Raw genomic sequence first — 24,971 nt, forward strand, 5'->3', positions numbered from 1 at the left:
CGACGAACGATCACTCGGGCATGGGCTCCGCTGCGGCCCAGGCCTTTTCGAACTCTGCGGCGGTGATCTCTTGGTCGACCAGTTCCGGGTCCCACAGGTCGATCGGTGGGTTGAAGACGAAGTCGTCGAGGCCGCTGCGGAAGGCGGGACCGTCATCGCGGACTTCGACCTGGCGAATGCGGTAGCCGTCGATGACCTCGGTGAGGTAGTCGGCGGCGGGGACGTCGTCCGCGCCGTCCCATCGTTGGTTCAGGTACACGCGGTCGCGGTCGGCGAAAGCGCCGAAACCGGGGTGACGTCGCTGTTCGTCGCGGTCGGCGCGCAGCGCGAGCAGCACCTCGTCGGTGACGGCGTCGATGTCGACTTCCGGCACGTTCCAGGTGGCGGCGGTGGCCAGGCGGTCCGGGTCTTCGACGACCTGGACCTCGGCGAAGGTGGCCTCGATCTCGCGGGCCGAGTGGGCCGATATCCACCACCACGCTCCGCCCATCCCGTAGTCGTGGGAGACGAGGAATCGTCGTTCGGGTGCGCTGTCCGAGATCATTTCCGCCCGGCTGTGGCCAGGCCGTCGAGGCGTTGGTAGTGCTCGGCGGTGAGGTGCAGGTGGGCCGCGGCGAGGTTTTCGGTGAGGTGGGTGGGTGAGGCGGTACCGGGGATCGGGGCGATGACGGGTGAGCGGTGCAGCAGCCAGGCGAGGGCGACCTGGGTGGGGGTCGCGTCGAGGTCCGCCGCGATCGCGGCGATGACGGCGGCCTCGCCGGAGGTACCCGCGGCGGCGGGACGCCATGGGAGGAAGGCGATTCCGGCCGCGGCGCACGCGTCGACGACGGCCTCGTGCTCGCGGTCGAGGATGTTGTAGCGGTTCTGCACGCTCGCGATCTCCACGACCGCCCGCGCCTCGGCGAGCTGCGCGGTATCCACCTCGGACAGACCGATGTGGGCGATCTTGCCTTCGTCACGCAGCTCGCGCAGGGTGCCGACCTGGTCGGCCACCGGGATCTCCCGGTCGATGCGGTGCAGTTGCATGAGATCGATGCGCTCGACCCGCAGCCGCCGCAGCGCGTCCTCGACCTGGGCACGCAGGAACCGTTCGCTCCCGTTGTAGACGGCGCCGTCGGGATGGTCGGGCCGCTGCTCGACGCCGAGTTTGGTGGCCACGAGCAGCCCTTCGGGGTACGGATACAGGGCCTCGGCCACCAGCTCCTCGTTGGCGCCCCAGCCGTACAGGTGCGCGGTGTCGATCAGCGTCACCCCGAGTTCGACGGCTTTCCGCAGCAGCGCGATCGAGGCCGCGCGATCGTCGTCGGGTTCTGTCGGCAGGCGCATCGCACCGAATCCCATGCGGTGCAGGCGATATCCGGCGAGTTCGATGGCGAGGTCCATCAAGGCGAGTCTCCTCCTGGGTTCGGCCACCACCGTAGCGTCGTTTCGTGTGCGGCGGCCGTCGCGTCCCCCGTCCGGCGCGCTCTCTCGGCTACGGCACCATGGGACGGTGTCCGACGCCGCCCTCACTCCGCACGAGCCGAATCCGGGCGCGATGCGTTTCCGGTTCGAGTTGGACCCTGTCGAGGAAGTCGTGCCCTGGGGCGAGCAACGTCGTCTGCACTGGTTCGGCCTCACCCAAGGGCACTACTGCATGGACATCGGCGGAGTCGGACTGCTGAAATACACGCAAGATCATTCGACACGCGACGCACGTTCCTGGGTGGACTACTACGTCGTGCGGCTATGGGAGGACCTGCTCGCCGTCCTCCCGTCGGCGCTGGAACCGGTTCCCGAGGACCTCGCGCACTTCTTTGCCGCGAACTCCGCGCACTGGGTCGACACCGACGACCCGAGAACCGATGCCGCCACCGACGCCTACGGGCTGCGCTGGACCGACACCGCCCACCTGCGCTACGGGCCCTCGTTCCGCTGGTGGCGCACCCTCGCCCCCGAGGACACGATCACCGTCGCCTGGCACCACCCCCTCGACCCCGACGGCGAGATCGAGTTCTCGGCCCCACCGTCGGGCCGCCGGACGATCCCCACCACCGAATTCCTCGCCGCCGTCACCGATTTCGACCGGCGACTGCTCGACGCCATGCGAGAACGCATCGACCAACTGACCGAAACCGGTGTCGCCGAGGGGATCGAACTCGACATCCCGGCGCTGATCGAGGAACAAGCCCAGCGCCGAACCTGGCTGCCGCGAGCGCTGGCGAGCCAGGACCTCACGGACTGGCCCGCCGTCCGGACGGGCGTCGCGATCCTCAGCCCGTCCCACTGAGCTGCCCCGGCTCAGCTCGCCATCACCGCCTCCCGGTCGGCGGTGAGGTCAGCGACCCGTTCCCGCGCGGATTCGAGTGACCGGCGCAGGCGTTCACCGCCGAACTCGTCATTACCCGTGTAGACGAACTCGAGGTCGTCGATGCCGATGAACCCCAGCGCGGTGCGCAGGTACGGTTCGACGTGGTTCATGTGCGCCAGCGGTCCACCCGTCTCGTAGCCCGCGTCGCCGGTCCCGACGATGACGAACGCGCGCTTGCCCGCCGTGAGCGGGGTGTACGGCGCCTCGGCGGCGGGATCGAAGGCGAAGGTCCGGCCGACCCGGACGATATTGTCGATGTAGGCCTTGAGCATGGCGGGGATGCCGAAGTTGTACATGGGCACGCCCAGCACCAGCACGTCGGTGGCGAGCAACTCGTCCACCAGTTCGTCGCTGTCAGCCAGGGCGGCGCGCATGGCGCAGGTGCGCTCGTCGGGGTCGGTGAAGGCGGCGGCGATCCACTCCTCGGTGAGGTGCGCGGGCGGCTGGTGGCCGAGGTCGCGGCGGATGACCGTGTCGTCGGGCCTGGCGTCGCGCCACCGGTCGACGAATTCCCCGACGAGGGTGCGGGTGTGTGAGCGCGACTGGCGCGGGCTGGCGTCGAGCCGCAGTAGCTGGGCCATCTCGGAACTCCTGTCAGGTCGGGATCGGCGTGTGCGGCCGAGACTGCCCGACGGGGAATGTCCGCGTAAGAACGCACATTTCTGTTACCCGGTACCCTTTTCCCTACCTTTGCCGGTGAGACGAGGACGCGCATGGCCACACGTAAGCAGGATCTCGATTTCGACTGCCCGGTCGAGGTCACCCTCGACGTGATCGGTGGCAAATGGAAGGGCATGATCGTCTACCTGCTGAGCGAGGGCACCGCGCGCTTCAACGAGATGCGCCGCGCCATGCCGCAGGTGACCCAGCGCATGCTCACCGCCCAACTGCGCGAACTCGAACGCGACGGCGTCCTCACCCGCACCGTGTTCCCCGAGGTCCCACCCCGCGTCGAATACGAACTCACGGCTTTCGGCCGCGACCTCATCCCGATCATCGCCCTGATGGAAGCCTGGGGCGAACGCTACCGAGACCAACTCCGCCACACCGGCTGACCGATCGGTCTCTCGGAGTGGGCGACCGTCAGGGAGCACTGTCCGTCCTGGCAGTCGCGGCGGACCCGGCCGCGGGACACGGTCTGGGCCAGGCCGATCAGCCAGCAGGTCGGGCAGCCGCGGAGGGCGAGCAGGCCGAGTGGTAGCAGTGCCGCGCTGAGGAGGCCGAGGATCGGGTAGAGGGCGATCGTGCCGATGAGGGCGCCGAAGCCCACCGCTCCTCGGACGAGATGGGCGGGGAGGGATGTGCTGGCGAAGCCGGGGGCGTCAGTGGTCGGCATCGTCTGCTCCTGGGACGAGATCGGCGGTCGGGCGGAGGGTTTCGCGGACCGTCGCGCGGGCGCGGTGCAGGCGTGATTTCATCGCCGAGGTGCTCAGGCCGAGTGCGTCGGCGACGATGCGGCCGCTGTAGCCCTGGATATCGCGCATGACCAACACGTGTCGCTGGTCGGCGGGCAGGGCGGCGACCGCGGCAGCCACCCTGCCCGCTTCCGCGCGGCGCAGCACTTCGTTCTCGGCCGACTCGGCGGTGCCCGCCTCCGGCAGTGTCAGGCGCACGGCGGCCGGGCGCACACGCCGCAGGCATTCGTTGCGGACGATGCGGAACATCCACGATGCCAGCGCGCCGGACGCGCGGAGCATGCCGATCTTGCGGTACAGGATGATCATGGCTTCCTGTGCCGCGTCCTCGGCGTCCTCCGGGGTGGCGCACAGCGAAAGGGCGAAGCGCCGGACAGTGGGGTGCGCGCCCGAGACCAGCGCGGCGAGCGAATCCACGTCACCGTCCTGGGCGGCGCGGATCAGGGCGTCGTCGGGCCAGCGCGGCTCAGCCACGTCGACGCCGCACGATCACCAGGCAGCTACAGACCGACACCACGCCGACCACGACGCCGATACCGATGACCACGACAACCTCCATCTCCGTCCGGGCACCCTGCCCGAACACAGATAAGAGACCTCCGCCCGGCGAAAGGATTCACCGACGGGCCGTGACGATCCAGGAGCGTGAGTCGAACCAGACACCGTCGTCGGTCTCGTGGGCGGCGAGGACGGCACGCAGACGACCGCGAGCACGGTCGGCGGCGGCATCGTCGAGGGCCGCGAGGTTGGTCTGGAAGTACGACAGGCGGAGCAGGTTGTCGAAAGCGGCGGCCACATCGGGGCCGTAGTAGACGGGCTCGGCGACATCGATGAAGCGGACGTCGGTGAAACCCGCTGCGACGAGAATGTTTTCGGTGACATCGGGTTCGGCGAGGGAGAACGGCCCTGGGCTGCCGAGAAAAGGAGATGCACCGAGAACGGGCAGGATCTCGGTGGCCCAGGCATTGCGCTCGTACCCCTGCCAGACCAGCATCACCAGCCGCGCCGAGCGATGCAGCGCGCGAGCGATATTGGTGAACGCGGCCACCGGATCGGCGAAGAACATGGTGCCGAAGCGACTGATACACAGGTCGAAACGCGCGGGCGGGAAGGGGTAGCTCTGGGCGTCGGCGAGCGCGAAGGTCAGGTGGGACAACCCTTCTCCGGCACCGACCCGCTCGGCCTCGTCGAGCATCCGCGCCGTGATGTCGACGCCGAGCACCTCGACGGCGACAAGGGCCGCTTCCCTGCTGGTCTGCCCGGTGCCGCAGCCGATGTCGAGCACCCGGTCACCGGCGCGGACGTCGGCGGCGGCACGGAGCCGGGAGTTGTATCGCCGCAGTTCCGCGTCGTAGTCGAACAACGTCATCGCCGCCTCCGTGTGCTGTCCCCTGGGGACAACCTACGCGGAGGTGGTGGCCGGTCGAGACCGGCCACCACACCGATTCACTACGGCGTCGAATAACCGATGAGGGCGCCGATGCCCGCACCGATCGGGATGGTGATCAGCGCGCCGACCCCACCGAGGAAGAAGCCGAGCACCGCGCCGATCCCGGCGCCGACCAGGGCGCCGATGCCCGCGTTGTACTGCTTGCGGGCCTGGGTGTCGCTCGCCTCGTCGACGAAGGACGCCAGGTTGTCGGTGACGACCGCGGGAGCCGCGACCGGACGCAGGGTGACCGACTGTCCGTCGGCCGCCACACCCGCGGTGAGATCGAAATCGCCCGCGCCGGTGACGATCCTGGTCGGCACCGACGCGACCACTCGGCCACTGCGGTCGGTGAGGGTGACCACCCCACCGGCGAGGCGGAACGTGCCGTCGGCGACGGACGCGGTGACCCCGGAACCGTCGGTGAGCGGACTCGCCGTGAACGCCACTCCCCCTTCGGAACCCTGGACGATCGGAACGGCGGCCGCGGGTCCGGCGTGCGCGGTGGTGGCCGCGAGACCGAGCGCTCCGGCCGCGAGGACCGCGACCGCTCCGATACGCCGTGCACTGGAACTAGTTCGAGACGAAAATGTCATCGTGCCCCTCCAGTCTGCCCGCCGATAACGACGGAACATCCTCTGCTGGACCGGATCTCGGTCCGCGAACATTTTCGCATCGGTCGCGCCCGAGCGGAACCACCTGCGGTGATATCGGAAAAACATCACCGATTGCCGGGTGGCTGCTGAGGCCATGTGCCGGGATCCGATTCCGTCGGCACAATCGGTGGTTCACCGAGCCCGACCGGAAGGAAACCCATGACCATCCTGGTGACCGGAGCCACCGCCAATATCGGCCGCAAGGTCGTCGACCATGTGCTGGCCGCTGGCTACACCGACGTCCGCGCGCTCACCACCGACCCCCGACGCGCCGCGCTGCCCCCGGAAGTGGAGGTGGTGGAGGGCTATATCCGGCGTCCCGACAGTCTGGGGGCGGCCTTCGACGGCGTCGATCGGCTGTATCTGGCACCCTCTCCCGGCACCGTCACCGAGGTGCTCGCGCTGGCCCGCGCGGCCGGGGTGCGGCACGTGGTGGACCTGTCGGGGGAACCGGACAGCTGGTGGGGCACGGTGTGCACGGCGGTCGAGGACAGCGGACTGTCCTGGACGCATCTGTGGCCCGCGGACTTCATGGAGAACTCGATCATGTGGGCGCACCAGATCCGCACGACCGGCACCGTCCGCGAACCGTATCCGGACGCCGCCACCGCGCCCATCGCCATGGACGACATCGCCGCGGTCGCCGCCACCGCCCTGCTGGCCGACAGCACCGACAACCGCGCCTACACCCTGTCGGGCCCCGAAGTCCTCACCCGCGCGGAACTTCTCGCCCACCTGGCCACCGCCCTCGGCCGCGACCTCACCTTCGAGAAGGCCACCCGCGACGAGACCGTCGCCGCGCTGACACCCAGCATGGGCGAGCGGGCGAACTGGTACGTCGACAGTGTCCTCACCGGCTACTCCCCCGACCCCGCCACCCTGCCGCTGACCAGCGTCACCGACATCACCGGCCGCCCACCGACCACCTTCGCCGCGTGGGCGGCCGCCAACACCGCCGCCTTCAGCCCGGAGTGATATCGCGCTGAAGGGTGAGGTGGACGACGGCGTCCGCGCGCGCTTCGAGACGATGCGGATCACCGGCGGCGAGGTAGATCGTGGCGCCGGGTTCGAGCCGGTGCGCCTCGGTCGCCCCACCCGCGGTGACGTCCAGGTCGATCACCCCGGAGACGCAACTGATCAGGATCGGGCCGGGTGCGCGGTGCTCGTCGAGCACCTGACCCGCCCGGAAACTGAGGCGTACCAGGGTGATTCCGGGTCCGGCGAGCAGGCGCTGGATGTTGGGCAGGTCGCCGTCCTTGGGCTGCCAGGTGGTCGTGTCGGTGACGAGAGTGCTCATGCATTCGGCTTCCTGGCGATGACGGCGATGGCGGTGAGCGCCTGCTTGTGGGCGGTGAAAGTGGCGCGCATGGCCAGGACGCGCTGTCGCGCGGCCCGGTCGCGCAGCACGTTCTTGATGATGCGGGCGGTGCCGAGCAGTCCTTCGTCGGCGAGGACGCGACGCGGCCGCAGCAGGGCCATGGGCGCGAAATCGACGGTCTCGACGACGAATCCGCCCGCGGTGAGCAGCTCGGTCCACTCCGCGCGGGTCAGCGGTCGGGCGTTGACCTTGATCGAGCGGGCCAGTGCCTTGCGGATCTCGGTCTTGACGGCGTCGTCGAGCTCATCGGGCTGTAGCGCGAGTTCGTGGATGGCGTAGCGGCCGCCGGGGCGCAGCACCCGGAACGCCTCGGCGATGATGGCGGCCTTGTGCGGGTCGGTCTGCATGGTGAGCATGGCCTCGCCGACCACCACGTCGGCGCTGGCGGCGGGCAGACCGGTGTCGGCGGCGTCGCCGGTGGTGACGACGCCCCGGCCACCGACGACCTCGGCGCTGCGCGCGGCGGCGGCGTCATCGGCCTCCACACCCCGATATCCGGCGGGCCGACGGCGCAGGATGGCCTCGGCGGTGTGACCGAGGCCGGGCGCGAGTTCCACCACGTCGGCGCCGGGCAGGGCGGCGGCGTCGAGCATGCGTTCGGTGAGTTCGATGCCGCCCGGTCGCAGGACGCGTTTGCCGAGGCGGGCGAGCAGCCAGTGGCCGGGGATGTGCGCGGAATCGCGGTGGTCGAAGGGCAATGGTGTGGTCATGGTGTGCTCCTGTCGGTGCGGCCGCGGGGTGCGGCGGTCCTACAATCGAGGGGGAAGTCGCCGGTCACGGCGTGAGAGGAGCGCCGATGGTCAGCACACCCCGGCAGCGGGACAGGGTGTTCGCGCTGGTGCGCGATTCCCTGGAACCCCTGGACGCGCCGGTGATCGCGCAGACCCTGGGCATCCACATCACCACCGCGCGCTTCCATCTCAACGCGCTCATCGACGCGGGCCAGGTGGAGGGCACCTGGCTGCCCTCGGAGACGGTGGGCCGCCCGCGCAAGGGCTACGTGGCGGTCGGCGCCGACCCCGCCGCGCCGGTGCTGGCCGCCCTGCTGGCCCAGCTCGGTGACACGCCCGCCGCCCGACGCGCCAAAGCCGCCGCAGCGGGGCGGATGTGGGCCGACAGCCTGACCGATCTCGGCGAGCCGCAGGCCGATCTGCCCGATCCGGTGACGGTGGTCACCACCACACTGACCCGCCTCGGCTTCCAGGTGTCCGCGACGGTGTCGAGTTTCGGCACGCACGAGATCCAGCTGTGCAACTGCCCGCTGCGCCGCATCGCGAGCGCGCCGGAGATCGTCATCGGCATCCAGCAGGGCATGATCGAGCGGATTCTGGAACGTCATTCGCCCACGCTCGCAACACAATTCGACGTCGACGTGCGGCCGGACGCCGGGGGCGACTGCGGCGTCACGCTGCGTCTGACCACCCGATCGACGCACGGCGCGCCGATCGCGGGCTGAGCTCGGCACCTCCACCTCACCGCCGCCTTCCTGTCTCGTGTCACCCGACCGGGGCACTGCCCGGCCTGGGTTCGATCTTATTTAAATGACTCTTGACCGAAGTTATGAGGCTAGGCTAACTTACTGCCATCATCTGGTGTTTTACCAGGAATCCGGAGTGTAACTCCGCTCACCCGAAGGGTTGAAAAAATGATGAGCAGCCGAGTTCTCCGGTCCGTTCTCGCCCTGGCCGTGCCCGCGGCGGCGGTGCTGATGAGCAGCCCGGGCGCGATCGCCGAGCCGGGCACCTTCCGCATCACCAGCGAGGTCCCCACCCTGGCCGAGCTCAACGAGCAGGTGCGCTTCCTGGTCGAGACCGGAGCCTCCGACGAGGCCAAGGCCGCGAATCTGGAGGGCGGGGCGAACGCGGTGATCGTGCCGCGCACCGTCTACAACCTCGGCCTGTTCCGCGCACCGCGCGGCTGGAACGAGGTGACCGGTCCCGAGACCCACGAGGGCGACCGGCACACCGCGATCCTGCACAGCGGCTCGGCCGGGCGCCCGAGCATCACCATGCGTGTCACCTGGAAGCGCATCGACGGCAGCTGGAAGCTGGCCAACGAATCACTGTGCGCCGGAGTGAAGACCGTCGGTCTGCCGATCCCCTGCGACTTCTGACCCGTGATCGACCTGCGCGAGCTCACCGTGCGCTACGCGAAGACCACGGTGCTCGACATCCCCGCGCTGACCGTCCCCGACGCCGCGGTGACCTACCTGCTCGGCCTCAACGGCACCGGCAAGTCCACGCTGCTGCGCTGCGTGTGCGGCATCATCGCCCCGGACACCGGCATCGTCGAGGTCGATGGCGTCCGAGTCAGGGCCGGGCACATCACCCCGGCCGGGCTCGGGATGCACCTGGACTACCGGGCATTCGATCCCCGCCACACCGCCCGTCGTCATCTGCGCTGGATCGCCCGATCCCGGGGGCTGTCCGTGGCGCGCGTCGCGGAGGTGCTGGCGCGGACCGGTCTCGACGAGATCGCCGATCGCCGTCTGGCCCAGTGCTCGCTGGGCATGCTCCAGCGCGTCGGCATCGCCGCGGCCCTGCTGACGCGCCCGCGCACACTGCTGCTCGACGAGCCGCTCAACGGTCTCGACATCGCGGGCATCCACTGGATCCGCGCGCTACTGCGCGAGTTGGCCGACGCGGGCACCTGCGTGCTGGTCACCTCGCATCTGCTCGACGAGGCCGAACGCAATGCCGACCGGGTGGTCGTGCTCGGCGCGGGCCGGGTCCTGGCCGATGCTCCGCTGCCCGAGCTCGTGCGCGACGGCGACCGACTCGAAGACGCCTACCTGCGCATCACCGGAGCGGCGGCATGAGCAGTCCGGTCACCGCTCTCGGCCGGGGCATCGCCGCCGAGTGGACCCGCACCGGCGGGCGCGGGTTCCTGTGGTCGATCGCGGTGCCGCTCACGATCGGTCTGCCGCTGCTCGTCACCTTCGGGATCGCGGGCGTCGCCGAACGATTCGCCGCCATTCCCGGTCAGCTCCAGGTGACCTCGGTCGGTACCACCAATGCCGTGTACTGGGTGATCACCTTCGCCACCGGCATCATGACGGTGACCGCCGCCTACGCGCACGCCACCCGGTCGCGCGGAAGCCTGGGCGACCTCGACGCCTTCCTGTTCCCCCGGATCTGGGTCGCGTCGCTGGCCCGCTGGATCTTCTACGGCACCCTCGCGGCGGTCGCGTCGCTGGCGCTGCTCGTCGTCGTACTCACCGCGCTGCCCGCGCTGTTCCCGCTGGTCTACGGCGAGGTCGCCCTCGGTGACTCCGCCGGGCGGCGCTTCCTGTGGACGGTGCCGATCTACGCGTTCACCGCGTGCGGGATCGGCATCGCCATCGGTTCGGTCATCCGGACCCCACCGGCCGCGATCGCGGTCCTGCTGTTCTGGGTGTACGTGGCGGAGGACTCGATCAGCCTGTTCCCCGACGGCTACACCCTGCAGTCCTACGCGCCGTTCCTCAACGCGGTCGCCGCCACCGGGCAGGAGCTGGCGTTCCTGCCCCGCTTCGGCCGCGACGGCGCACTGATCTATTTCGTCGTCGTCACCGTTGTCCTGTTCACCGTCGCGGTGACGAGTGCCCAGTGGCGACGGCGACGTCACTGACCCTTGAGCGCCCGCTCGGCCCGGTTGACCAGGACCGCGGTCCCGATCGTCGCCGCCAGCAGGGTGACCATGACGATCTTGGCGCCCCACGGTCCTTCGATCAGGGCACCGACCGTGCCGAGCGCGGCCAGCCCGGCCATGGTCGCCAGCAGTCCGGTCACATAGACCGCGCCCTGGATCTCGCCGCGCAGGATGCGCCGGGAACCGGACAGCAGACCCAGCCCGAGGATGCCCGGCAGCAACGCCACCACGCAGACGACGATCAGGTACGAGGTGTTCAGCCCGGACACGACCAGTCCCAGCGAACAGATCAGCAAGACGGCGGCGAGCGCGAGACCCGCCCCGCCCGCGCGCCGGGTCGCCTCGCGCACCCCCGGATGCTCAGCGTACGGCGACGACATTCCCACCCCCACAGTTCATGTCGCTCACGCTAGCAGCGCGCACCGACACCGGCGAGGGATGTGGTGTCAGCCCACGTCGCGACGCAGCCAGGTGACCTCGGCGCCGACACAGTCGGTGCCCTGGCGGTAGGCCTCGAGGTCGTCGTCCCAGGCGGTGCCCAGGGCGCGGTCGATCTCCGCGGACAGGTCGTAGGCGCCGTGGGTGCCGAGTTCGCTCGCGGCCTGCAGTAAGGCGCGTAATCGCATCTCGCCCAGCATCACGTCCCCGTTGGCGCCGGTGGAACCGTGCCACAGGCCCAGCGCGGGCACGAAGCTGTAGCGCTCGCCGTCGACACCGTCGCTGGGGTCCTCGGTGACCTCGAAGCGCAGCACCGGCCAGGCGCGCAATGATTGGGCAATCCGGGCGGCGGTGCCCACCGGACCGATCCAATCGCTGCTCGCGCGCAGTTGCCCGTCGGCGGGTTGCGCGTTCCAGCGCAATTTCGCCGGTGACGAGAGCGCCGTCGACAGTGCCCATTCCACGTGCGGGCACAACGCGGCGGGCGACGAGTGGATGTAGACCACACCCGCCGTCGCGTCAGCGAACTGACTCGATGCGCGCACTACCAACACCTCCAGCCTCGACAAGGAGCGTCTTCCCCAACGACCCGTCGCGGACTGGCGTGGCCCGAGTGTACTGAAGTGTTCGGTGTTGCGGGTGTTACTTCACTGCGTGTTGGATGTCTCTGCGATAACGGAATCGCTGAATTTCGGCCACGCCGTTCGCGCCCAGTCGCCGAAATTCTCGTCGCTCAACGCGATCGTCGCCACCCCTATCTCGGGGTCGACCCACAGGAACGTGCCGGACTGTCCGAAGTGTCCGTAGGTCCGCGCGGAATTGCGGGATCCGGTCCAATGCGGGGCTTTTCCGTCGCGGATTTCGACGCCGAGTCCCCAGTCGTTGGGGCGCTGGGAGCCGAATCCGGGGAGCACCCCGTCGCGGCCGGGGAATTGCACGGAGGTCGCGTCGTCGAATGTTTGCCGAGATATCAATTCGGGTGTCAGCAACTCCTGGGCGAACCGTGTCAGGTCACGAACCGATGCGCGGGCACCGTGTCCGGCCGACCCGTCGAGCTCCGCGGTGGTCATTTCCAACGGAGTGAACACCGCGTCGCGCAGATACTCCGGAAAGGCGATACCGGTCTGTTCGGTGAGGAAATCGGCGAGCAATTCGAAACCCGCGCTGGAGTAGATGCGCCGGGCACCGGGGGCGGCGATCACGTCGGGGGTGGCGAAGGCGACGCCGGAGGTGTGCGCGAGCAGATGCCGCACGGTGGACCCGGGCGGGCCCGCGGGCTGGTCGAGTTCGATCGCGCCCTCCTCGACGGCGACGAGCGCGGCGTAGGCGACCAGCGGTTTGGTCACCGAGGCGAGCCGGTAGACCCGGTCGATGTCACCGGTGGTGGAGAGGCCGTCCGCGGTGAGCACCGCGGCGGCGGCGTGGCGCACGGGCCAGTGCGCTAGCTGCTCGAAGGAACGCATACCGGCAGCGTACGAGACGCGGTTACGATCGGGTCATCATGAGTCCCGCACCCTCGATCCACGGTGACGTGGCGGCCGGTTTCGGCCCTGTCGCCGACGCCTTCCGCCGCAACTTCACCGCCCACGGCGAGATCGGCGCCGCCGTCGCCGTCTACGCCGGTGACCAGCCGCTGGTCGACCTGTGGGCCGGACACCGCGACCGCGCGCGCACGGTGGCCTGGGAGCGCGACACCATCGTGCCGGTGTTCTCCTCGTCCAAGGGGATGTCGGCGTTCACGCTGGCCGTGGCGGTCTCGCGTGGTCTGCTCGACTACGAGGCGCCGGTGTCGACGTACTGGCCGGAGTTCGGCGCGCACGGCAAGGACCGGATCACCGTGCGCCAGCTCATCGACCACCAGGCCGGGCTGTCCGGGCTGGACCGCGTGGTGAAGCTGCGCGAGCTGGCCGACCGCGACGCACTCGCGCGGATCCTGGCCGCCCAGAAGCCTGCGTGGACGCCGGGCACCCGGCACGGCTACCACGCCCTCACCCTGGGGCTGTATCAGGCCGAGCTGCTGCGCCGGGTCGATCCGGACGGCCGCAGTCTGGGCCGGTTCTTCGCCGAGGAGATCGCGCGTCCGGTCGAGGCGGACCTGTTCATCGGGCTGCCCGCGAGCGAGCCGATGGAGCGCATCGCGGTGCTCTCGGCCACCAAAGGACTCGACATCCTGCGCTACGAACTCGCGGACGTGCCGCTGCGCATCGGCGCCGAGGTCTACGCCAAGCGCGGGTATTCCTATGCCGCGCTGACCAATCCGCGCCCCGGCGCCCCGGCCAGGGCCACCCGGCGCGAGTTCCTCGAGATCGAGTGGCCGGGGATGAACGGGGTCGGCAATGCCAGGGCGTTGGCCCGGGTGTACGGCGCGGCGGCCGGACGCACCGGCGCGTTGCCCCTCGGCGACGAGGTCCTCGACCTGCTCGCCGCGGCCGAGACCGCCGAGATCCCCGACGACGACCTGGTGCTGCACACCAAGAGCCGCTACCACCTCGGTTTCCGCAAGTCGCGCGGCAGTTTCCGGTTCGGCTCCGACAAGCGCGCCTACGGCACCACCGGATTGGGCGGGTCCTTCGGCTTCGCCGATCCGGCAACGGGATTGGGCTTCGGATACAGCATGAACCGGCTCGGCATGGCGATCCTCGACGACGTGCGCAGCCGTAATCTGCGCGAGGCCGTCATCCGGTGCGCCACCCGCTAGGACGACGAATGCCCGCGTCCCCCTGGTGATTCGGGGTACGCGGGCGTCCGACGAGCGGTCGTTCGGGCCGGTGAGCGCGGCCACCGGCACACGGTGCCGCCTGGGCGATCAGTGTCCGCTGACGCCGCTGATCTCGTTGGGCGCCTGGGGCAGCGTGGCGGTCGCGGTGACCTTGCCCTCGGCCAGGTCGACGCGGTGCACCTGCTTGGACGACGGATCACTCACGTAGACGATGCCGCCGCGCACGAACAGCGCGGGCCGCGCGGCCTGCCAGTCCAGCGGTTCGGTCCAGGTGCCGAGCACGGGGATGGTCCGCGTGACGGTCCCGGCGACCGGGTCGATGACGTGGATCTTGCCGTCGGTGCCGAGCACCAGCGCCTCACCCTGCGGGCCGCGGCCCAGCGAGCGGAAGGTGTAGCTGGTGCCGATGTCCACCAGGCGCAGGGTGCCGTCGGTGGTGTTCACCAGCGAAACCCGCTGCGGGCGTTCGAGTTCGGCGTCCTTGTCCTGCTTGTAGTCACCGAGCACGATCGGCGAGACGTCGCTGCCCGCCATATTGCCGATCCGGCCGTACGGAGTCGGGCTGGCGACCTTGGTGATCTTGCCGTCGCGGTAGACGACCGCGCCGGTCTGGCAGCCGACCACCACTGCCTCGCCCTGTGCGGTGGCCTCGCCGTGCACGCCGGGGCAGTCCTCGTTGCGGGTGATCTCCTTGCGGTCGCCGTCGAGGGCGACCAGGCCGACCCGCTTGTCCTCGGTGCCGAGGGTGAGCACGAGCTCGCCGTTGCTCAGCTCGATGGCGACGCCGTGGTGCGGGGTGGCGGCCCGGTAGACCTCGGTGGCGGGCTTGTCGTCGCCGAGCTGGTCGGAGTCGATGACGGTGACCTCGCCGGAGCCGTCGGCGAACAGCACGGTCTTGCCCGCGTGCCGCACGACGTGGCCGGGCTTGTTCGCGGGGAACTCCGCGCCGGTGAAGGCGGCGTCGTAGGCGTCGAAGACGCGGAAGCCGTCCTTGGTCGAGACCATCAGGTGCTCGTCGTCGCCCGCCGGGTTGAGCCGGTTGAAGCCGGGCAGGTCCACCTGGCCGCGCTGGGCGAGGGTGGCGCCGTCGAGGACGTAGATGCCGCCATCGTAGGTGAGCGCGATCGGTTCGGCGCCCGGGGTGTGCGCGTGGCCGGGCTCGGTGTCGTCGCTGCCGCAACCGGCCAGCGCCACCACCGAGGCGAGGACCCCCGACATGGCCACCAGCGTGGTGGTCCGGGTCCGAGTGTGCATGTCTTGCTCCATTTCTCCTGCGTGAAACTAGGTCGTCAGCCCGCGCACGATCGCCTCGGTGTTGGTGCGCGCCATCTCGAGATAGGTCGCGGCGCCACCGCCGGGGGCGGACAGCGATTCGGTGTGCAGCGCGATCACCTGGACGTGCAGGCCGGTGTGTTCGGCGAGCACCCGCGCGAGGCGGTCGGGCTGGGCGGAATCGGCGAAGATCGCCGACACCCCCGCGGTTCTGATCGCGGTGGCGAGGCCGTCGAGGTCGGCGGCGCTGGGCGAGGCCAGGGTGGTGCCGCTGGGGATCACCGCGCCGATCACCCGGAAACCGAAGCGCTGGGCCAGATAACCGAAGACGTGATGGTCGGTGACCAACTGTTTGCGTTCGGGGGCGAGGGTGGCGAAGCGCTCGGTCATCCACTGGTCGAGCTGGTCGAGTTCGGCGAGGTAGCGCTCGGTATTGGCGCGCACGGCCGCGCCGTCGATGCCCTCGACGCGGGCGAGCACTTCGGCGCTGATGGTCTCCACGGCCGTGCGGACGCGGCGCGGGTCGGTCCAGAAGTGCGGGTCGGGGGTGCCCGCGGACTCGTCGGCGGTGTAGTCGATCGGGTCGACGTGTTCGGCGACGGCCAGCGTCGGCACGCCCGCGGCCGCGGCGGCGTCGACGTGCTTGGCGATGCCCTCCTCGAGACCGAGCCCGTTGTGCACGACCAGCGCGGAGCGCTCGATATCGGCGGCCTGCCGGGCCGAGATGGCGAAGGAGTGCGGGTCGGCCCCGGTCTGCATGAGGACGGTGACCGGGGCGGCATCGCCGACGATGGTGCGGGTGAGGTCACCGAGGATATTGGTGGTCACCACGATGCCGGTGCGCTCGGGCTCGGTGCCGCAGGCGCCCAGCAGCGCGACCAGCGCCAGCGCCAGCAGTGCCGCGACGACGCGGGGTTTCGTGCTCACAGTCCGGTCTCCACCATCAGCGCGGGCTCGATATCGAGCGGGAAGGCGCGGGCCACGCGCAGGTTGTCGTTGTAGGCGATCTCGTGGACCTCGCGGCCGCGAATGTCGTTGACGTAGGCGCGTTCCGGGTCGACGCGGATGACCGGGGTGCCCGTCACCGGGCCGTCCATCAGCGGAACCCGCGCTGTGCGCGTTCCGGTTTCGGGGTCGATGCCGTGCAGGACGCCGTCGCCGGTGAGGACCAGTAGCGGCGCGCCCTCGCCCGCGGTGTTCACCGCCACGGCGTCGGCGATCGGGGTCCGGGTCCAGGTCTTCGCGCGGATGTCGAGGGTCCACACGCCGTCGCGTCCGGCGAGCGCGGTCAGGGTGGTGCTGCCGGGCCGGTGGGTGAAGGCCGTGGCCCGGTCGGCGGGCTGCGCCGGGTATGGGATCTTCTCCGCGACGAACTCACCGTCACGCTGGGCGACCACGAGTGCCCCGTCCGCACAACCGAACACGACACCGCGTCGCGTCACCGCCTGCCCCTGCGGCTGGGCGCATCGCTCGTCCCGCGCCTGCCCGGTGGACTCGTCGCGCCCACGCACCTCGACGCGCCCGTCACCGTCCACCACGACGATCCGCTCGCCATAGGGCACCGCGATACCCGCCACCGCCCGCGCCTCGGGAATCGTCCCCGCGTCGAGCGCCGCACGGTCGAGCACTGTCGACCGTCCGCTCGCCGACACGAGGGTCACGACCGCCGCGTCCGCATAGGCGCCGACCACCACGTCACCCTCGACTCGCGTCTCCCCCACGGTGCCGACCGTGCGGACCGGCGCGCTGTAGTAGTGCCGGTGATCGCCGTGGTCGACGGTCCAGGCGCCGCTGTCGACGACGGAGGTTCGATCGAGGGAGGCGAGGTAGGCGAAGCGGCCGTCCGTGGCGATCGAGGTGGCGGCGGGAAGGGCTTGCGCGGTGGCGCTTTTCACCTCGGTGACCTGCTCGGTCAGGAGATCGAGCACCCGGGTCGCGCCGGAGGTGTCGGCCAGGATCAGGCGGGTCTGCACTTCGCTCATCTCCTCGGCGCCCGCGACGAAACCGTGCGGGGTCTCCTCCGGCGCCACCGGCGGTTCGGCGGTGCCACATCCGACCAGCGGCAGCGCGGCCAGCGCCGCGACCGAGGCCGCGCCCGCCCGGCCGAACCGGGCGCGCAGCGACGCGGCGATGGCCGAGAGGAAGAACGTCGCGACCGCCACCGCGGCGATGGTCGCCCCGGCCGCCGTCTGCGCGTGCCAGGAGATGAGCAGGCCCACCACGGTGGACAGGCCGCCGATACAGGCGGCGAGCAGCATCACCACCGGGATGCGGTCCGACCAGTACAGCGCGGCGGCGGGCGGCGCGATGAGCAGGCCGAAGACCAGCAGCGTCCCGACGACGTGGAACGAGGCGACGATCGCCAGCGTCACCAGGCCGATCAGCGCGGCATTGGCGAGCTTCGGGCGCAGGCCCAGCGTGTGGGCCTTGCGCGGATCGAAGGTCAGCGCGACGAAGGACCGGTGGCCCAGCACCGCCACGAGCAGCGCGATCACCACGGCCGCCGCCAGGAATCCGAGGTCCTGTGTCCGCACCGCGAGCACATCGCCGAACAGGAACCCGGTGAGGTCCACCGCGAAGGATTGCGAGCGCGACACGATGATCACCCCGGCCGCGAGCATGCCGACGAAGAGCAGCCCGATCGCGGTATCGGCGCCGAAGCGGGGACTGCGGCCGAGCGCGGAGACACCGAAGGCCATGGCCGCGCAACTGACCGCGGCGCCGAGGATCAGGTTCCCGCCGAGCAGCGCGGCGACCGCGACGCCGGGCAGCATGCCGTGCGCCATCGCGTCGCCGAGAAACGCCATGCCGCGCACCACGACCCAGGTCCCGGCCAGGGCGCACACGCACGACACGAGCAGCCCGCCCCACAGCGCGCGCTGCACGAATGCCACCTCGAACGGGGCGATCAGCCAATCCATAGCGCGGAAGGCTATACTGAAAATGGTTATCGTTTCAATTGAGGTGAGATGCAACACACAGCGGTCCGAATCGACCACCTGACGGCCGGTTACGCGCGCACCCCGGTGCTGCGCGAGCTGTCGGCGACGATCCCGCGCGGGCGGATCACCGCGATCGTGGGGCACAACGGTTCCGGGAAATCGACCCTGCTCGGCGCGCTGGCGGGCACCGTGACGATCGCGTCGGGCACGGTCGAGCACGCGCTGGGCCGACCGGCATTCGTGGTGCAGCACACCGCGATTCCGTCGACGCTCCCCATCACGGTGCGCGACGCGGTGGCCATGGGACGGTGGGCGCACCGGAGCCCGTGGCGTCGGCTCACGCGCGCCGACCGCGCCCTCGTGGCCGAGTGCCTGGCGCGGATGGATCTGGCGGAGCTGGCCACGCGCCGTCTCGACACCCTCTCCGGCGGCCAGCGACAGCGCACCCTGCTCGCCCAGGCACTGGCCCAGCAGTCCGATCTCCTGCTGCTCGACGAACCCGCGACCGGATTGGACACGGTCTCGCGGACGGCGATCTCCCAGGTGCTCACCGAAGTGGCCGCGACGGGAGTGACGGTCGTCCAGGCGACCCACGATCGCGACAAGGCGGCCCGCGCCGACCACTGCCTACTGCTGCGCGACGGGCAGCTGATCGCCGCGGGTCTCCCGGAAGACGTGCTGGTCAGCGCCTAGAATCGGCCATGGCCCCGGCATCGAGGAGGAATCCATGGCAGAGGCGCCCGCATCGGTCGACGCCTATCTCGCCGAGCAGCCCGACGCCACGCGCGCGGTGCTCGAGCAGATCCGCGCGACCATCCGGCGGGTGGTCCCGGAGGCGGGCGAGAAGATCAGTTACGCGATGCCCGCGGCCACGCTCGATGGCCGGGCGTTCGTGTCCTTCGCGGGCTGGAAGGCCCATGTGAGTCTGTATCCGGTCCCGGAGGGGGACGCGGAGTTCGACCGGGCCGTCGCCCCGTACGCGTCGGGGCGGGGAACAGTGAAGTTCCCGCTCGGCGAACCGATTCCGTACGACCTGATCGCGCAGATCGTGCTCCGGCTCGCCGCGCGGGAACGGCAGCGCTGACCTACCAGTCGGCTTCGGTGTAGCGGATGATGCCGCGAATGTTCTTGCCGTCGAGCATGTCCTGGTAGCCCTGGTTGATCTCTTCCAGGCTGTAGCTGCGGGTGACCATGTCGTCGAGGTTGAGCTGGCCCGCCTTGTAGAGCGAAAGCAGTCGCGGCGCGTCCTGGCGAGCGTTGCCGCCGCCGAAGATGCAGCCCTTGACCGTCTTCTGCAGCATGGAGAGCAGGAAGCTGTTCATCTTCACCTCGCCCGCGTCCATGCGGCCCATCGAGGTGACGACCAGGGTGCCCGCCTTGCCGGTGAGGATCAGCCCCTCTTCGACGTAGTCGCCGTGCATCTCGCCCATGGTGAGGATGACCTTCTCGGCCATCCGACCCTCGGTGGCCTCCATGAGCGGCATGATCGCGGCGGCCATGCTCTCGTAGGTGTGGGTGGCGCCGAACTTCTGCGCCTGCTCCCGCTTCCACGGATTCGGGTCGATGGCGACGACCTTCGACGCGCCGGAGAGCACCGCGCCCTGCAGCGCGCTCATGCCGACACCGCCGATACCGGCGATCACCACGGTCTCACCCGGCTGCACCTCGGCGACGTGGGTCGACGAGCCGAAGCCGGTGGGCACACCGCAGCCGACCAGGCAGGCGACCTCGAACGGGATGGTCGGGTCGATCTTCACCACGGAGGTGTGGTGCACGGTCATGTAGGGCGCGAAGGTGCCCAGCAGGCACATCGGGATGACGTTCTCGCCGCGCGCCTGGATGCGGTAGGTGCCGTCGGAGATCGCCTGACCCATCAGCAGGCCCGCGCCCAGGTCGCACAGGGCCATGTGCCCGGCCACACAGGCGGGACAGCGGCCGCAGGCGGGAATGAACGAGAGGATGACGTGGTCGCCCACGGCCAGATCGCTCGGACAGTTCGGGCCGAGCTTGGTGATGACACCGGCGCCCTCGTGCCCGCCCATCACCGGGAACGCGGGCATCGGCGTGGCGCCGGTGACGATGTGATGGTCGGAGTGGCACATGCCCGCCGTTTCCATCCGGATCTGCACTTCACCGGCGACGGGATCGCCGACCTCGATCTCCTCCACCGACCACTGCTGGTCGGTGCCCCACAGGATCGCGCCCTTGGTCTTCATGTTCCGCCTCGACCTCTCGCCGAACTTGGTGCCTCGTAGTGACTGCACTCACCCTAACGAAATTTCGGCCGAATCTGTAACACGTTCTAGAAATAAATCGGAAAATCTCTAGCCCCGCACGTCGTGGACGTGATGCACGAGGTCGTGGAGGAAGTAGCGCGACAGGGAGGTCACCGTGAACAGCGAGCCGTCGCTGCGGGCGCCGCGCCGGTCGAGCCGGTCGGTGGGCACCGCGGCGAAGGCGGCGGCGACCCGGTCGGCGGCGGTCGACAACTCGTGTGCGACCCGCGCGGGGTCCTGCTCACCGTAGCGTTCGGCGACCGCCGTCGCGTCCTGATCCCAGTTCTCGAAGCGCGGGATCTCGGCGCCGTCGGCGGCCAGGATCAGCGCCAACCGGGTGTCGAAGATCCGGCACACATCGCGCACGTGGGCGCCGTATTCGAGGACCGACCAGGTGGCGTCGTCGGGACGGACGCGCGCGTCGTCGCGTTCGAGGGCGGTGCCGATCCGCGCGGCGCTGCGCAGAGCCCGCTCGGGCACCGCCGCGTAGGCGACGCTTTCGGCGTCGAATCCGCACTCGGGGCAGCGGCGTTCGAGAACCCAGGTCCAGTTCTTGGTGTCGGGAACGATCATGATCCCAGCCTAGGATGACCGCATCTTGTTATCCATCAAGATCCAGCCAGGTTGCGGCGAGATCCGGGCATCACTGCGCGAGCTGGCGCGCCTTCTCGAACAGCTCCAAGGTCACCGCGTGCAGGAAGTCACCGACCGGTTTGGGCGCTTTGCCCGCGAAGGCGCGCGCGTAGGTGCCCTCGAGCACGATGCCCAGCTTGAAGCAGGCCAGCACCGTGTACCAGGGCACCGCGCCCAGGTCACGCTCGGAGAACTCGCCGTAGTGCGCGACCATCTCCTCGGGTGTGGGCAGGCCGCCGACCGCGCCGAGGGTGCCCATCAGCCCGGCGCCGACGGTGCCGGGTTCGGGACGAGTGGCCAGCTGCCAGCCGAGGTCGAGCAGCGGGTCACCGATGGTCGACATCTCCCAGTCGACCATGGCCGCCACGGCCGGGCTGTCGTAGTCGAACATCATGTTGGCCAGGTGACAGTCGCCGTGCATGATGCCCGGGGTCCAGTCGGTGGGCCGGTGGCGGTCGAGCCAGTCGCCGATGCGCTCGACATCGGGGATCTTCGGGCCCGGGTACCCCTCGTTGGCGCTGTAGGAGTCGAGTTCACGCAGCCAGCGCGGGACCTGGCGTTCGAGGAAACCCTCGGGGCGGCCGTAGTCGGCCAGGCCGAGCGCCTGGTAGTCCAGCGCACCGAGACGGGCGATGGCCTCGACCGCGGACAGGCCCATCCGCCTGCGGATCTCGGGGTCACCGGCGTGGAGTTCGGGCAGTTCGGTCTGCGGGTTGAAGCCGCGGATCGGTTCCATCAGGTAGAAGACCGCGCCGATGACCGACTCGTCGTCGCAGGCCGCGATCACCCGGGGCGCGCGGACCTCGGTGCCGTCGAGCGCGCCGAGCAACCGCGATTCGCGGCCGATCACCTCGTTGCTCTTGGCGCGCAGATGCTTGGGACCGCGCCGCAGCACGTATTCGCGCTCGCCACGGGTGAACCGCAGCATGATGTTCTGGGTGCCGCCGCCGATCGCGGTGACCTCGCCGAAGGCGCCGCCGGGCAGGCCACGTTCGTCCATCCATCGACCGATCGCCGCGAAATCGGCGAGGCTCTGGTCGACGTCGACCGGTTGCGAAACAGACATGGCGATCATTGTGCCCGAGCGGGCCGGTCCATGGGCCCGGCGTAGGGTTTCCGATACGATGCGCACGCTCTTGATCGACAACTACGACTCGTTCACCTACAACCTCTATCAGCTGATCAGCGAGGTCAACGGGAACGAGCCGACCGTCGTGCGCAACGACGACGTCCACGATCTCGCCGCGCTCGAGTTGTCGCGTTTCGACAATGTGGTGATCTCCCCCGGACCCGGCCGCCCCGACAGCGCCCGCGACATGGGCATCTCCACCCGGGTGATCGCCGAGACCGAACTGCCCCTGCTGGGTGTGTGCCTGGGACATCAGGGCATCGTGATCGGCGCGGGCGGCACCGTCGGCCGGGCACCACGGGCTCGGCACGGGTATCTCGACCAGGTCGCGCACGACGACCGTGACCTGTTCGCCGGATTGCCGCAGGACTTCACCGTCGTCCGCTATCACTCGCTGGCCGCTCAGAAGGTGCCGGACTCGCTCGAGGTGACCGCGTCCACCGGCGACGGCGTGATCATGGGTGTGCGACACCGGGAACGGCCGCAGTGGGGTGTGCAGTTCCATCCGGAGTCGGTGTCGAGCGAGTTCGGCGCGGCGCTGATCCGCAATTTCGCCGACCTGACCAAGGCGCGCACATCGGTGAGCGCGCCGATCGCCGTGCGCGGACCGGTGGGGACCGCGGGTCCGGCACCCGATCGGCGATTCCGATTGCGGCACAGCGTCATCGAACGCGCCATCGACACCGAGGCGATCTTCCTGCGCCGGTACGCGGACTCGACCACCGCGTTCTGGCTCGACAGCGAACACGTCGAGCCGGGGCTGGACCGGTTCTCCTTCCTCGGTGACGCCGAGGGGCCGCACGCCGAGATCGTGAGCTATCGGGTCGGCGACGGTGCCGTCACCGTGACGGACGCCGAGGGTGTCCGCACCGTGCCCGGCACCGTACTGGACCATCTGGATCGCGAGTTGCGACGCAGGCACTGCGAACTCCCGGACGTGCCCTTCGATTTCGCGGGCGGGTACGTCGGGTATCTCGGCTACGAGGTGAAGGCCGACTGCGGCGCGCGTGCCGCGCACCGGTCGCCGACTCCCGACGCGCAATGGATCTTCGCCGACCGGCTGATCGTCGTCGACCACGAAGCCGGGCGCACCCACCTGCTCGCGCTGTGCGTCGAGGCGACCGAGGACGCCGCCGACGCCTGGCTGCGCGAGACCGGCACCGCCCTGGCCGACCTGCCGACCTGGGCCAATCCGCCCGACCTGCCCGTGCCCGCCGATCCCGACACCGTGCTGGCCGGGCTGATCAGGGGGCGGGACCGCTACCTGGCCGACATCGCGGTCTGCCAGGAGCGCTTGCACGCGGGCGAGTCCTACGAGATCTGCCTGACCGACACCGTCGCCGCGGCCGCCGCCCCCGACGACGGCCTGGTCCTCTACCGGCGGCTGCGCCGCTGCAATCCCGCGCCGTACGCCGCCTACCTGCGGTTCGACGGGCTCGATGTGGCCTGCTCCTCCCCCGAGCGTTTCCTGCGGATCGACCGCGACCGGGTGGTGGAGAGCAAGCCGATCAAGGGCACCGCCCCGCGCGGACGCACCGTCGCCGAGGACGAACACCTGCGCCGCGCCCTGGCCGAGGACCCCAAGACCCGCGCCGAGAACCTGATGATCGTGGACCTGCTGCGCAACGATCTGGGCCGGGTCTGCGAGGTCGGCTCGGTGCACGTGCCCGAGCTCATGACCACCGAAACCTATTCCACGCTGCACCAATTGGTCTCCACCGTGCGCGGCACCCTGCGCCCCGACGCGGGAGTGATCGACTGCCTGCGCGCGTGTTTCCCCGGCGGCTCGATGACCGGCGCACCCAAGCTGCGCACCATGGAGATCCTCGACGAACTCGAGACCCAGGCGCGCGGGATCTACTCCGGCACCATCGGCTTCCTCGGCCTCGGCGGCACCGCCGATCTCAATATCGTCATCCGCACCGCCGTGCGCTACGACGACGAATGGCGCATCGGCGCGGGTGGCGCGATCGTCCTCGATTCCGACCCCGAGGACGAGTTCGCCGAGATGGTCCTCAAGGCCGCCGCCACCTTCCGCGCCCTCACCCCGCGACCCTGACCGCCGGAGCTCGCGGTCACCTCGCCGAGCCCGGCACGCGGCGCGGTGGGATCAGCGGCGGGGGCGCTTCTTGGGTGCCGGTTCCGGAGCGGGTTCGTCCCCGCCACGGCCGGTGATCCGGCCCAGCAATCCCACGCCCGGCAGCTTCGCCAGCGCCCCGAACAGGTCCTCGCCCAGCGAGATCATGGCTTCCAGCCGGGGCAGCAGCCGGTCGTAGGTGGCGAAGACCGGGTCGGCCAGCGCCAGGGTGCGGTCGAGCCGGTCGATGGTGCTGTTGAGCCGGTCCACCGCGATCGACAGGTTCTCCACCAGATCCGGCAGCTGCGCCGCCAACTGCGCCGACGCCGGGGGCAACCGCACCGCCGCGTCGAACGCGTATCCCGCCGTCTGCTGCGCCGCGTCGATGGCCTGCCCGGCCGCCACCTGGGCCGCGCCCACCGCGGCCTGCGCCGCCGAGAGCAGATCGGCCCCCGGCACCTTCCGCCCCTGCGGTTCCGGCACGGGCGCGGCCCCGCTCCCGCGCCCCCGCTTCTTCGGGTTCGTCATCCTCCCACTGTGCCGCACCGACCCCGCCCGCGCAGGGACCCACTCCGAACCGAACGCGTGTCACCCGACCGGCCCCACTGTCGCGACCCCGCTCCACGA

The 24,971-nt window shown here is 70.1% G+C and carries 30 protein-coding genes; 11 read left to right on the forward strand and 19 right to left on the reverse strand.

The features are described from left to right. Positions 1 to 10: 10 nt before the first annotated feature. The gene (locus QC180_RS11430; protein ID WP_278262663.1) at positions 11 to 544 is read right to left on the reverse strand and encodes a hypothetical protein; all 534 of its coding nucleotides are present in this window, start codon (positions 542 to 544) and stop codon (positions 11 to 13) included. Beyond that, positions 541 to 1,383 carry an aldo/keto reductase gene (locus QC180_RS11435; protein WP_278262664.1) on the reverse strand — a complete coding sequence of 281 codons (843 nt, stop codon included), beginning with the start codon at positions 1,381 to 1,383 and terminating at the stop codon, positions 541 to 543. Before QC180_RS11435 ends, QC180_RS11430 begins: the two co-directional genes overlap by 4 nt. A 109-nt stretch (positions 1,384 to 1,492) precedes the next feature. Between QC180_RS11435 and QC180_RS11440 the strand changes: the two genes are divergently transcribed. Continuing rightward, positions 1,493 to 2,269 (forward strand): DUF5984 family protein, encoded by a 777-nt coding sequence (locus tag QC180_RS11440; protein WP_278262665.1) that lies wholly within the window; start codon positions 1,493 to 1,495, stop codon positions 2,267 to 2,269. An 11-nt stretch (positions 2,270 to 2,280) separates the two neighbouring features. Here the strand turns inward: QC180_RS11440 and QC180_RS11445 are convergent, their stop codons facing one another. After that, on the reverse strand, positions 2,281 to 2,931 hold the full coding sequence (locus QC180_RS11445; RefSeq protein WP_278262666.1) for an FMN-dependent NADH-azoreductase: 651 nt from the start codon (positions 2,929 to 2,931) through the stop codon (positions 2,281 to 2,283). Between the two features lie 132 nt (positions 2,932 to 3,063). Between QC180_RS11445 and QC180_RS11450 the strand changes: the two genes are divergently transcribed. Then, positions 3,064 to 3,405 (forward strand): winged helix-turn-helix transcriptional regulator, encoded by a 342-nt coding sequence (locus QC180_RS11450; RefSeq protein ID WP_278262667.1) that lies wholly within the window; start codon positions 3,064 to 3,066, stop codon positions 3,403 to 3,405. On the opposite strand, the gene QC180_RS11455 is transcribed toward QC180_RS11450, so the two are convergent. The 4 genes from QC180_RS11455 to QC180_RS11470 all read right to left on the reverse strand — a co-directional run bounded on the left by QC180_RS11455 (position 3,375) and on the right by QC180_RS11470 (position 5,790). Beyond that, on the reverse strand, positions 3,375 to 3,686 hold the full coding sequence (locus tag QC180_RS11455; protein WP_278262668.1) for a hypothetical protein: 312 nt from the start codon (positions 3,684 to 3,686) through the stop codon (positions 3,375 to 3,377). The genes QC180_RS11450 and QC180_RS11455 overlap by 31 nt on opposite strands. Then, complete coding sequence (locus tag QC180_RS11460) at positions 3,673 to 4,239, reverse strand: RNA polymerase sigma factor (protein WP_278262669.1); 567 nt, start codon at positions 4,237 to 4,239, stop codon at positions 3,673 to 3,675. Before QC180_RS11460 ends, QC180_RS11455 begins: the two co-directional genes overlap by 14 nt. Before the next feature lie 142 nt (positions 4,240 to 4,381). Then, the gene (locus QC180_RS11465; protein ID WP_278262670.1) at positions 4,382 to 5,134 is read right to left on the reverse strand and encodes a class I SAM-dependent methyltransferase; all 753 of its coding nucleotides are present in this window, start codon (positions 5,132 to 5,134) and stop codon (positions 4,382 to 4,384) included. Between the two features lie 80 nt (positions 5,135 to 5,214). Beyond that, complete coding sequence (locus QC180_RS11470; protein WP_278262671.1) at positions 5,215 to 5,790, reverse strand: DUF8020 domain-containing protein; 576 nt, start codon at positions 5,788 to 5,790, stop codon at positions 5,215 to 5,217. Between the two features lie 219 nt (positions 5,791 to 6,009). Here QC180_RS11470 and QC180_RS11475 point away from each other — a divergent pair, with 219 nt between their 5' ends. Continuing rightward, positions 6,010 to 6,825, forward strand: a complete 816-nt coding sequence (locus QC180_RS11475) for an SDR family oxidoreductase (RefSeq protein ID WP_278262672.1) — start codon at positions 6,010 to 6,012, stop codon at positions 6,823 to 6,825. On the opposite strand, the gene QC180_RS11480 is transcribed toward QC180_RS11475, so the two are convergent. Beyond that, entirely contained in the window at positions 6,812 to 7,147 is a 336-nt protein-coding gene (locus tag QC180_RS11480; RefSeq protein ID WP_278262673.1) for a cupin domain-containing protein, read from the reverse strand. The genes QC180_RS11475 and QC180_RS11480 overlap by 14 nt on opposite strands. Next, on the reverse strand, positions 7,144 to 7,938 hold the full coding sequence (locus QC180_RS11485) for a class I SAM-dependent methyltransferase (RefSeq protein WP_278262674.1): 795 nt from the start codon (positions 7,936 to 7,938) through the stop codon (positions 7,144 to 7,146). Before QC180_RS11485 ends, QC180_RS11480 begins: the two co-directional genes overlap by 4 nt. A gap of 86 nt (positions 7,939 to 8,024) precedes the next feature. Here QC180_RS11485 and QC180_RS11490 point away from each other — a divergent pair, with 86 nt between their 5' ends. From QC180_RS11490 to QC180_RS11505, 4 genes are all read left to right on the forward strand, one after another. Continuing rightward, on the forward strand, positions 8,025 to 8,684 hold the full coding sequence (locus QC180_RS11490; RefSeq protein WP_278262675.1) for a helix-turn-helix domain-containing protein: 660 nt from the start codon (positions 8,025 to 8,027) through the stop codon (positions 8,682 to 8,684). 189 nt (positions 8,685 to 8,873) lie between these two features. After that, complete coding sequence (locus QC180_RS11495) at positions 8,874 to 9,341, forward strand: MTB12 C-terminal domain-containing protein (RefSeq protein ID WP_474646418.1); 468 nt, start codon at positions 8,874 to 8,876, stop codon at positions 9,339 to 9,341. Positions 9,342 to 9,344: 3 nt separating this feature from the next. After that, positions 9,345 to 10,046: an ABC transporter ATP-binding protein gene (locus QC180_RS11500; RefSeq protein ID WP_278262676.1), complete on the forward strand. Its 702-nt coding sequence runs from the start codon at positions 9,345 to 9,347 to the stop codon at positions 10,044 to 10,046. Next, positions 10,043 to 10,837, forward strand: coding sequence for an ABC transporter permease (locus QC180_RS11505; protein ID WP_278262677.1), 795 nt, complete (start codon positions 10,043 to 10,045; stop codon positions 10,835 to 10,837). Before QC180_RS11500 ends, QC180_RS11505 begins: the two co-directional genes overlap by 4 nt. Here QC180_RS11505 and QC180_RS11510 read toward each other — a convergent pair. From QC180_RS11510 to QC180_RS11520, 3 genes are all read right to left on the reverse strand, one after another. After that, positions 10,831 to 11,208, reverse strand: a complete 378-nt coding sequence (locus tag QC180_RS11510) for a hypothetical protein (protein WP_278262678.1) — start codon at positions 11,206 to 11,208, stop codon at positions 10,831 to 10,833. The two genes, QC180_RS11505 and QC180_RS11510, sit on opposite strands and share 7 nt — an antisense overlap. Before the next feature lie 96 nt (positions 11,209 to 11,304). Continuing rightward, positions 11,305 to 11,841, reverse strand: a complete 537-nt coding sequence (locus tag QC180_RS11515; RefSeq protein ID WP_278262679.1) for a DUF3145 domain-containing protein — start codon at positions 11,839 to 11,841, stop codon at positions 11,305 to 11,307. A gap of 102 nt (positions 11,842 to 11,943) precedes the next feature. Continuing rightward, complete coding sequence (locus QC180_RS11520; RefSeq protein WP_278262680.1) at positions 11,944 to 12,759, reverse strand: serine hydrolase domain-containing protein; 816 nt, start codon at positions 12,757 to 12,759, stop codon at positions 11,944 to 11,946. Between the two features lie 38 nt (positions 12,760 to 12,797). On the opposite strand from QC180_RS11520, the gene QC180_RS11525 reads away from it, so the two are divergent. Continuing rightward, the gene (locus QC180_RS11525) at positions 12,798 to 13,994 is read left to right on the forward strand and encodes a serine hydrolase domain-containing protein (RefSeq protein ID WP_278262681.1); all 1,197 of its coding nucleotides are present in this window, start codon (positions 12,798 to 12,800) and stop codon (positions 13,992 to 13,994) included. A 108-nt stretch (positions 13,995 to 14,102) separates the two neighbouring features. Here QC180_RS11525 and aztD read toward each other — a convergent pair whose 3' ends face one another. The 3 genes from aztD to aztB are packed head-to-tail and all read right to left on the reverse strand — an operon-like array spanning position 14,103 to position 18,208. After that, positions 14,103 to 15,269 (reverse strand): zinc metallochaperone AztD, encoded by a 1,167-nt coding sequence (gene aztD / locus QC180_RS11530; protein WP_278262682.1) that lies wholly within the window; start codon positions 15,267 to 15,269, stop codon positions 14,103 to 14,105. Positions 15,270 to 15,296: 27 nt separating this feature from the next. Further along, positions 15,297 to 16,214, reverse strand: a complete 918-nt coding sequence (gene aztC, locus QC180_RS11535) for a zinc ABC transporter substrate-binding protein AztC (RefSeq protein WP_278262683.1) — start codon at positions 16,212 to 16,214, stop codon at positions 15,297 to 15,299. Next, on the reverse strand, positions 16,211 to 18,208 hold the full coding sequence (aztB, locus tag QC180_RS11540) for a zinc ABC transporter permease AztB (protein WP_278262684.1): 1,998 nt from the start codon (positions 18,206 to 18,208) through the stop codon (positions 16,211 to 16,213). Before aztB ends, aztC begins: the two co-directional genes overlap by 4 nt. A 48-nt stretch (positions 18,209 to 18,256) precedes the next feature. Between aztB and aztA the strand changes: the two genes are divergently transcribed. Further along, entirely contained in the window at positions 18,257 to 18,922 is a 666-nt protein-coding gene (gene aztA / locus QC180_RS11545) for a zinc ABC transporter ATP-binding protein AztA (RefSeq protein WP_278262685.1), read from the forward strand. 34 nt (positions 18,923 to 18,956) lie between these two features. Next, on the forward strand, positions 18,957 to 19,313 hold the full coding sequence (locus tag QC180_RS11550; protein WP_278262686.1) for an iron chaperone: 357 nt from the start codon (positions 18,957 to 18,959) through the stop codon (positions 19,311 to 19,313). 1 nt (position 19,314) lies between these two features. Here QC180_RS11550 and QC180_RS11555 read toward each other — a convergent pair whose 3' ends face one another. The 3 genes from QC180_RS11555 to QC180_RS11565 form a co-directional block, all read right to left on the reverse strand. Next, positions 19,315 to 20,445, reverse strand: coding sequence for an NDMA-dependent alcohol dehydrogenase (locus tag QC180_RS11555; RefSeq protein ID WP_278262687.1), 1,131 nt, complete (start codon positions 20,443 to 20,445; stop codon positions 19,315 to 19,317). Positions 20,446 to 20,553: 108 nt separating this feature from the next. Continuing rightward, positions 20,554 to 21,081, reverse strand: coding sequence for a DinB family protein (locus tag QC180_RS11560; RefSeq protein ID WP_278263128.1), 528 nt, complete (start codon positions 21,079 to 21,081; stop codon positions 20,554 to 20,556). Positions 21,082 to 21,148: 67 nt separating this feature from the next. Beyond that, on the reverse strand, positions 21,149 to 22,213 hold the full coding sequence (locus QC180_RS11565) for a phosphotransferase family protein (protein ID WP_474646419.1): 1,065 nt from the start codon (positions 22,211 to 22,213) through the stop codon (positions 21,149 to 21,151). A 49-nt stretch (positions 22,214 to 22,262) separates the two neighbouring features. Between QC180_RS11565 and pabB the strand changes: the two genes are divergently transcribed. Beyond that, a complete protein-coding gene (pabB, locus tag QC180_RS11570) occupies positions 22,263 to 24,326 on the forward strand; it encodes an aminodeoxychorismate synthase component I (protein WP_278262688.1) in 2,064 nt (687 codons plus the stop codon). Between the two features lie 51 nt (positions 24,327 to 24,377). Here the strand turns inward: pabB and QC180_RS11575 are convergent, their stop codons facing one another. Then, a complete protein-coding gene (locus QC180_RS11575; protein ID WP_278262689.1) occupies positions 24,378 to 24,872 on the reverse strand; it encodes a hypothetical protein in 495 nt (164 codons plus the stop codon). Positions 24,873 to 24,971 lie beyond the last annotated feature (99 nt).

The organism is Nocardia anocheti (assembly GCF_029675105.1).
Taxonomy (GTDB): Bacteria; Actinomycetota; Actinomycetes; order Mycobacteriales; family Mycobacteriaceae; genus Nocardia.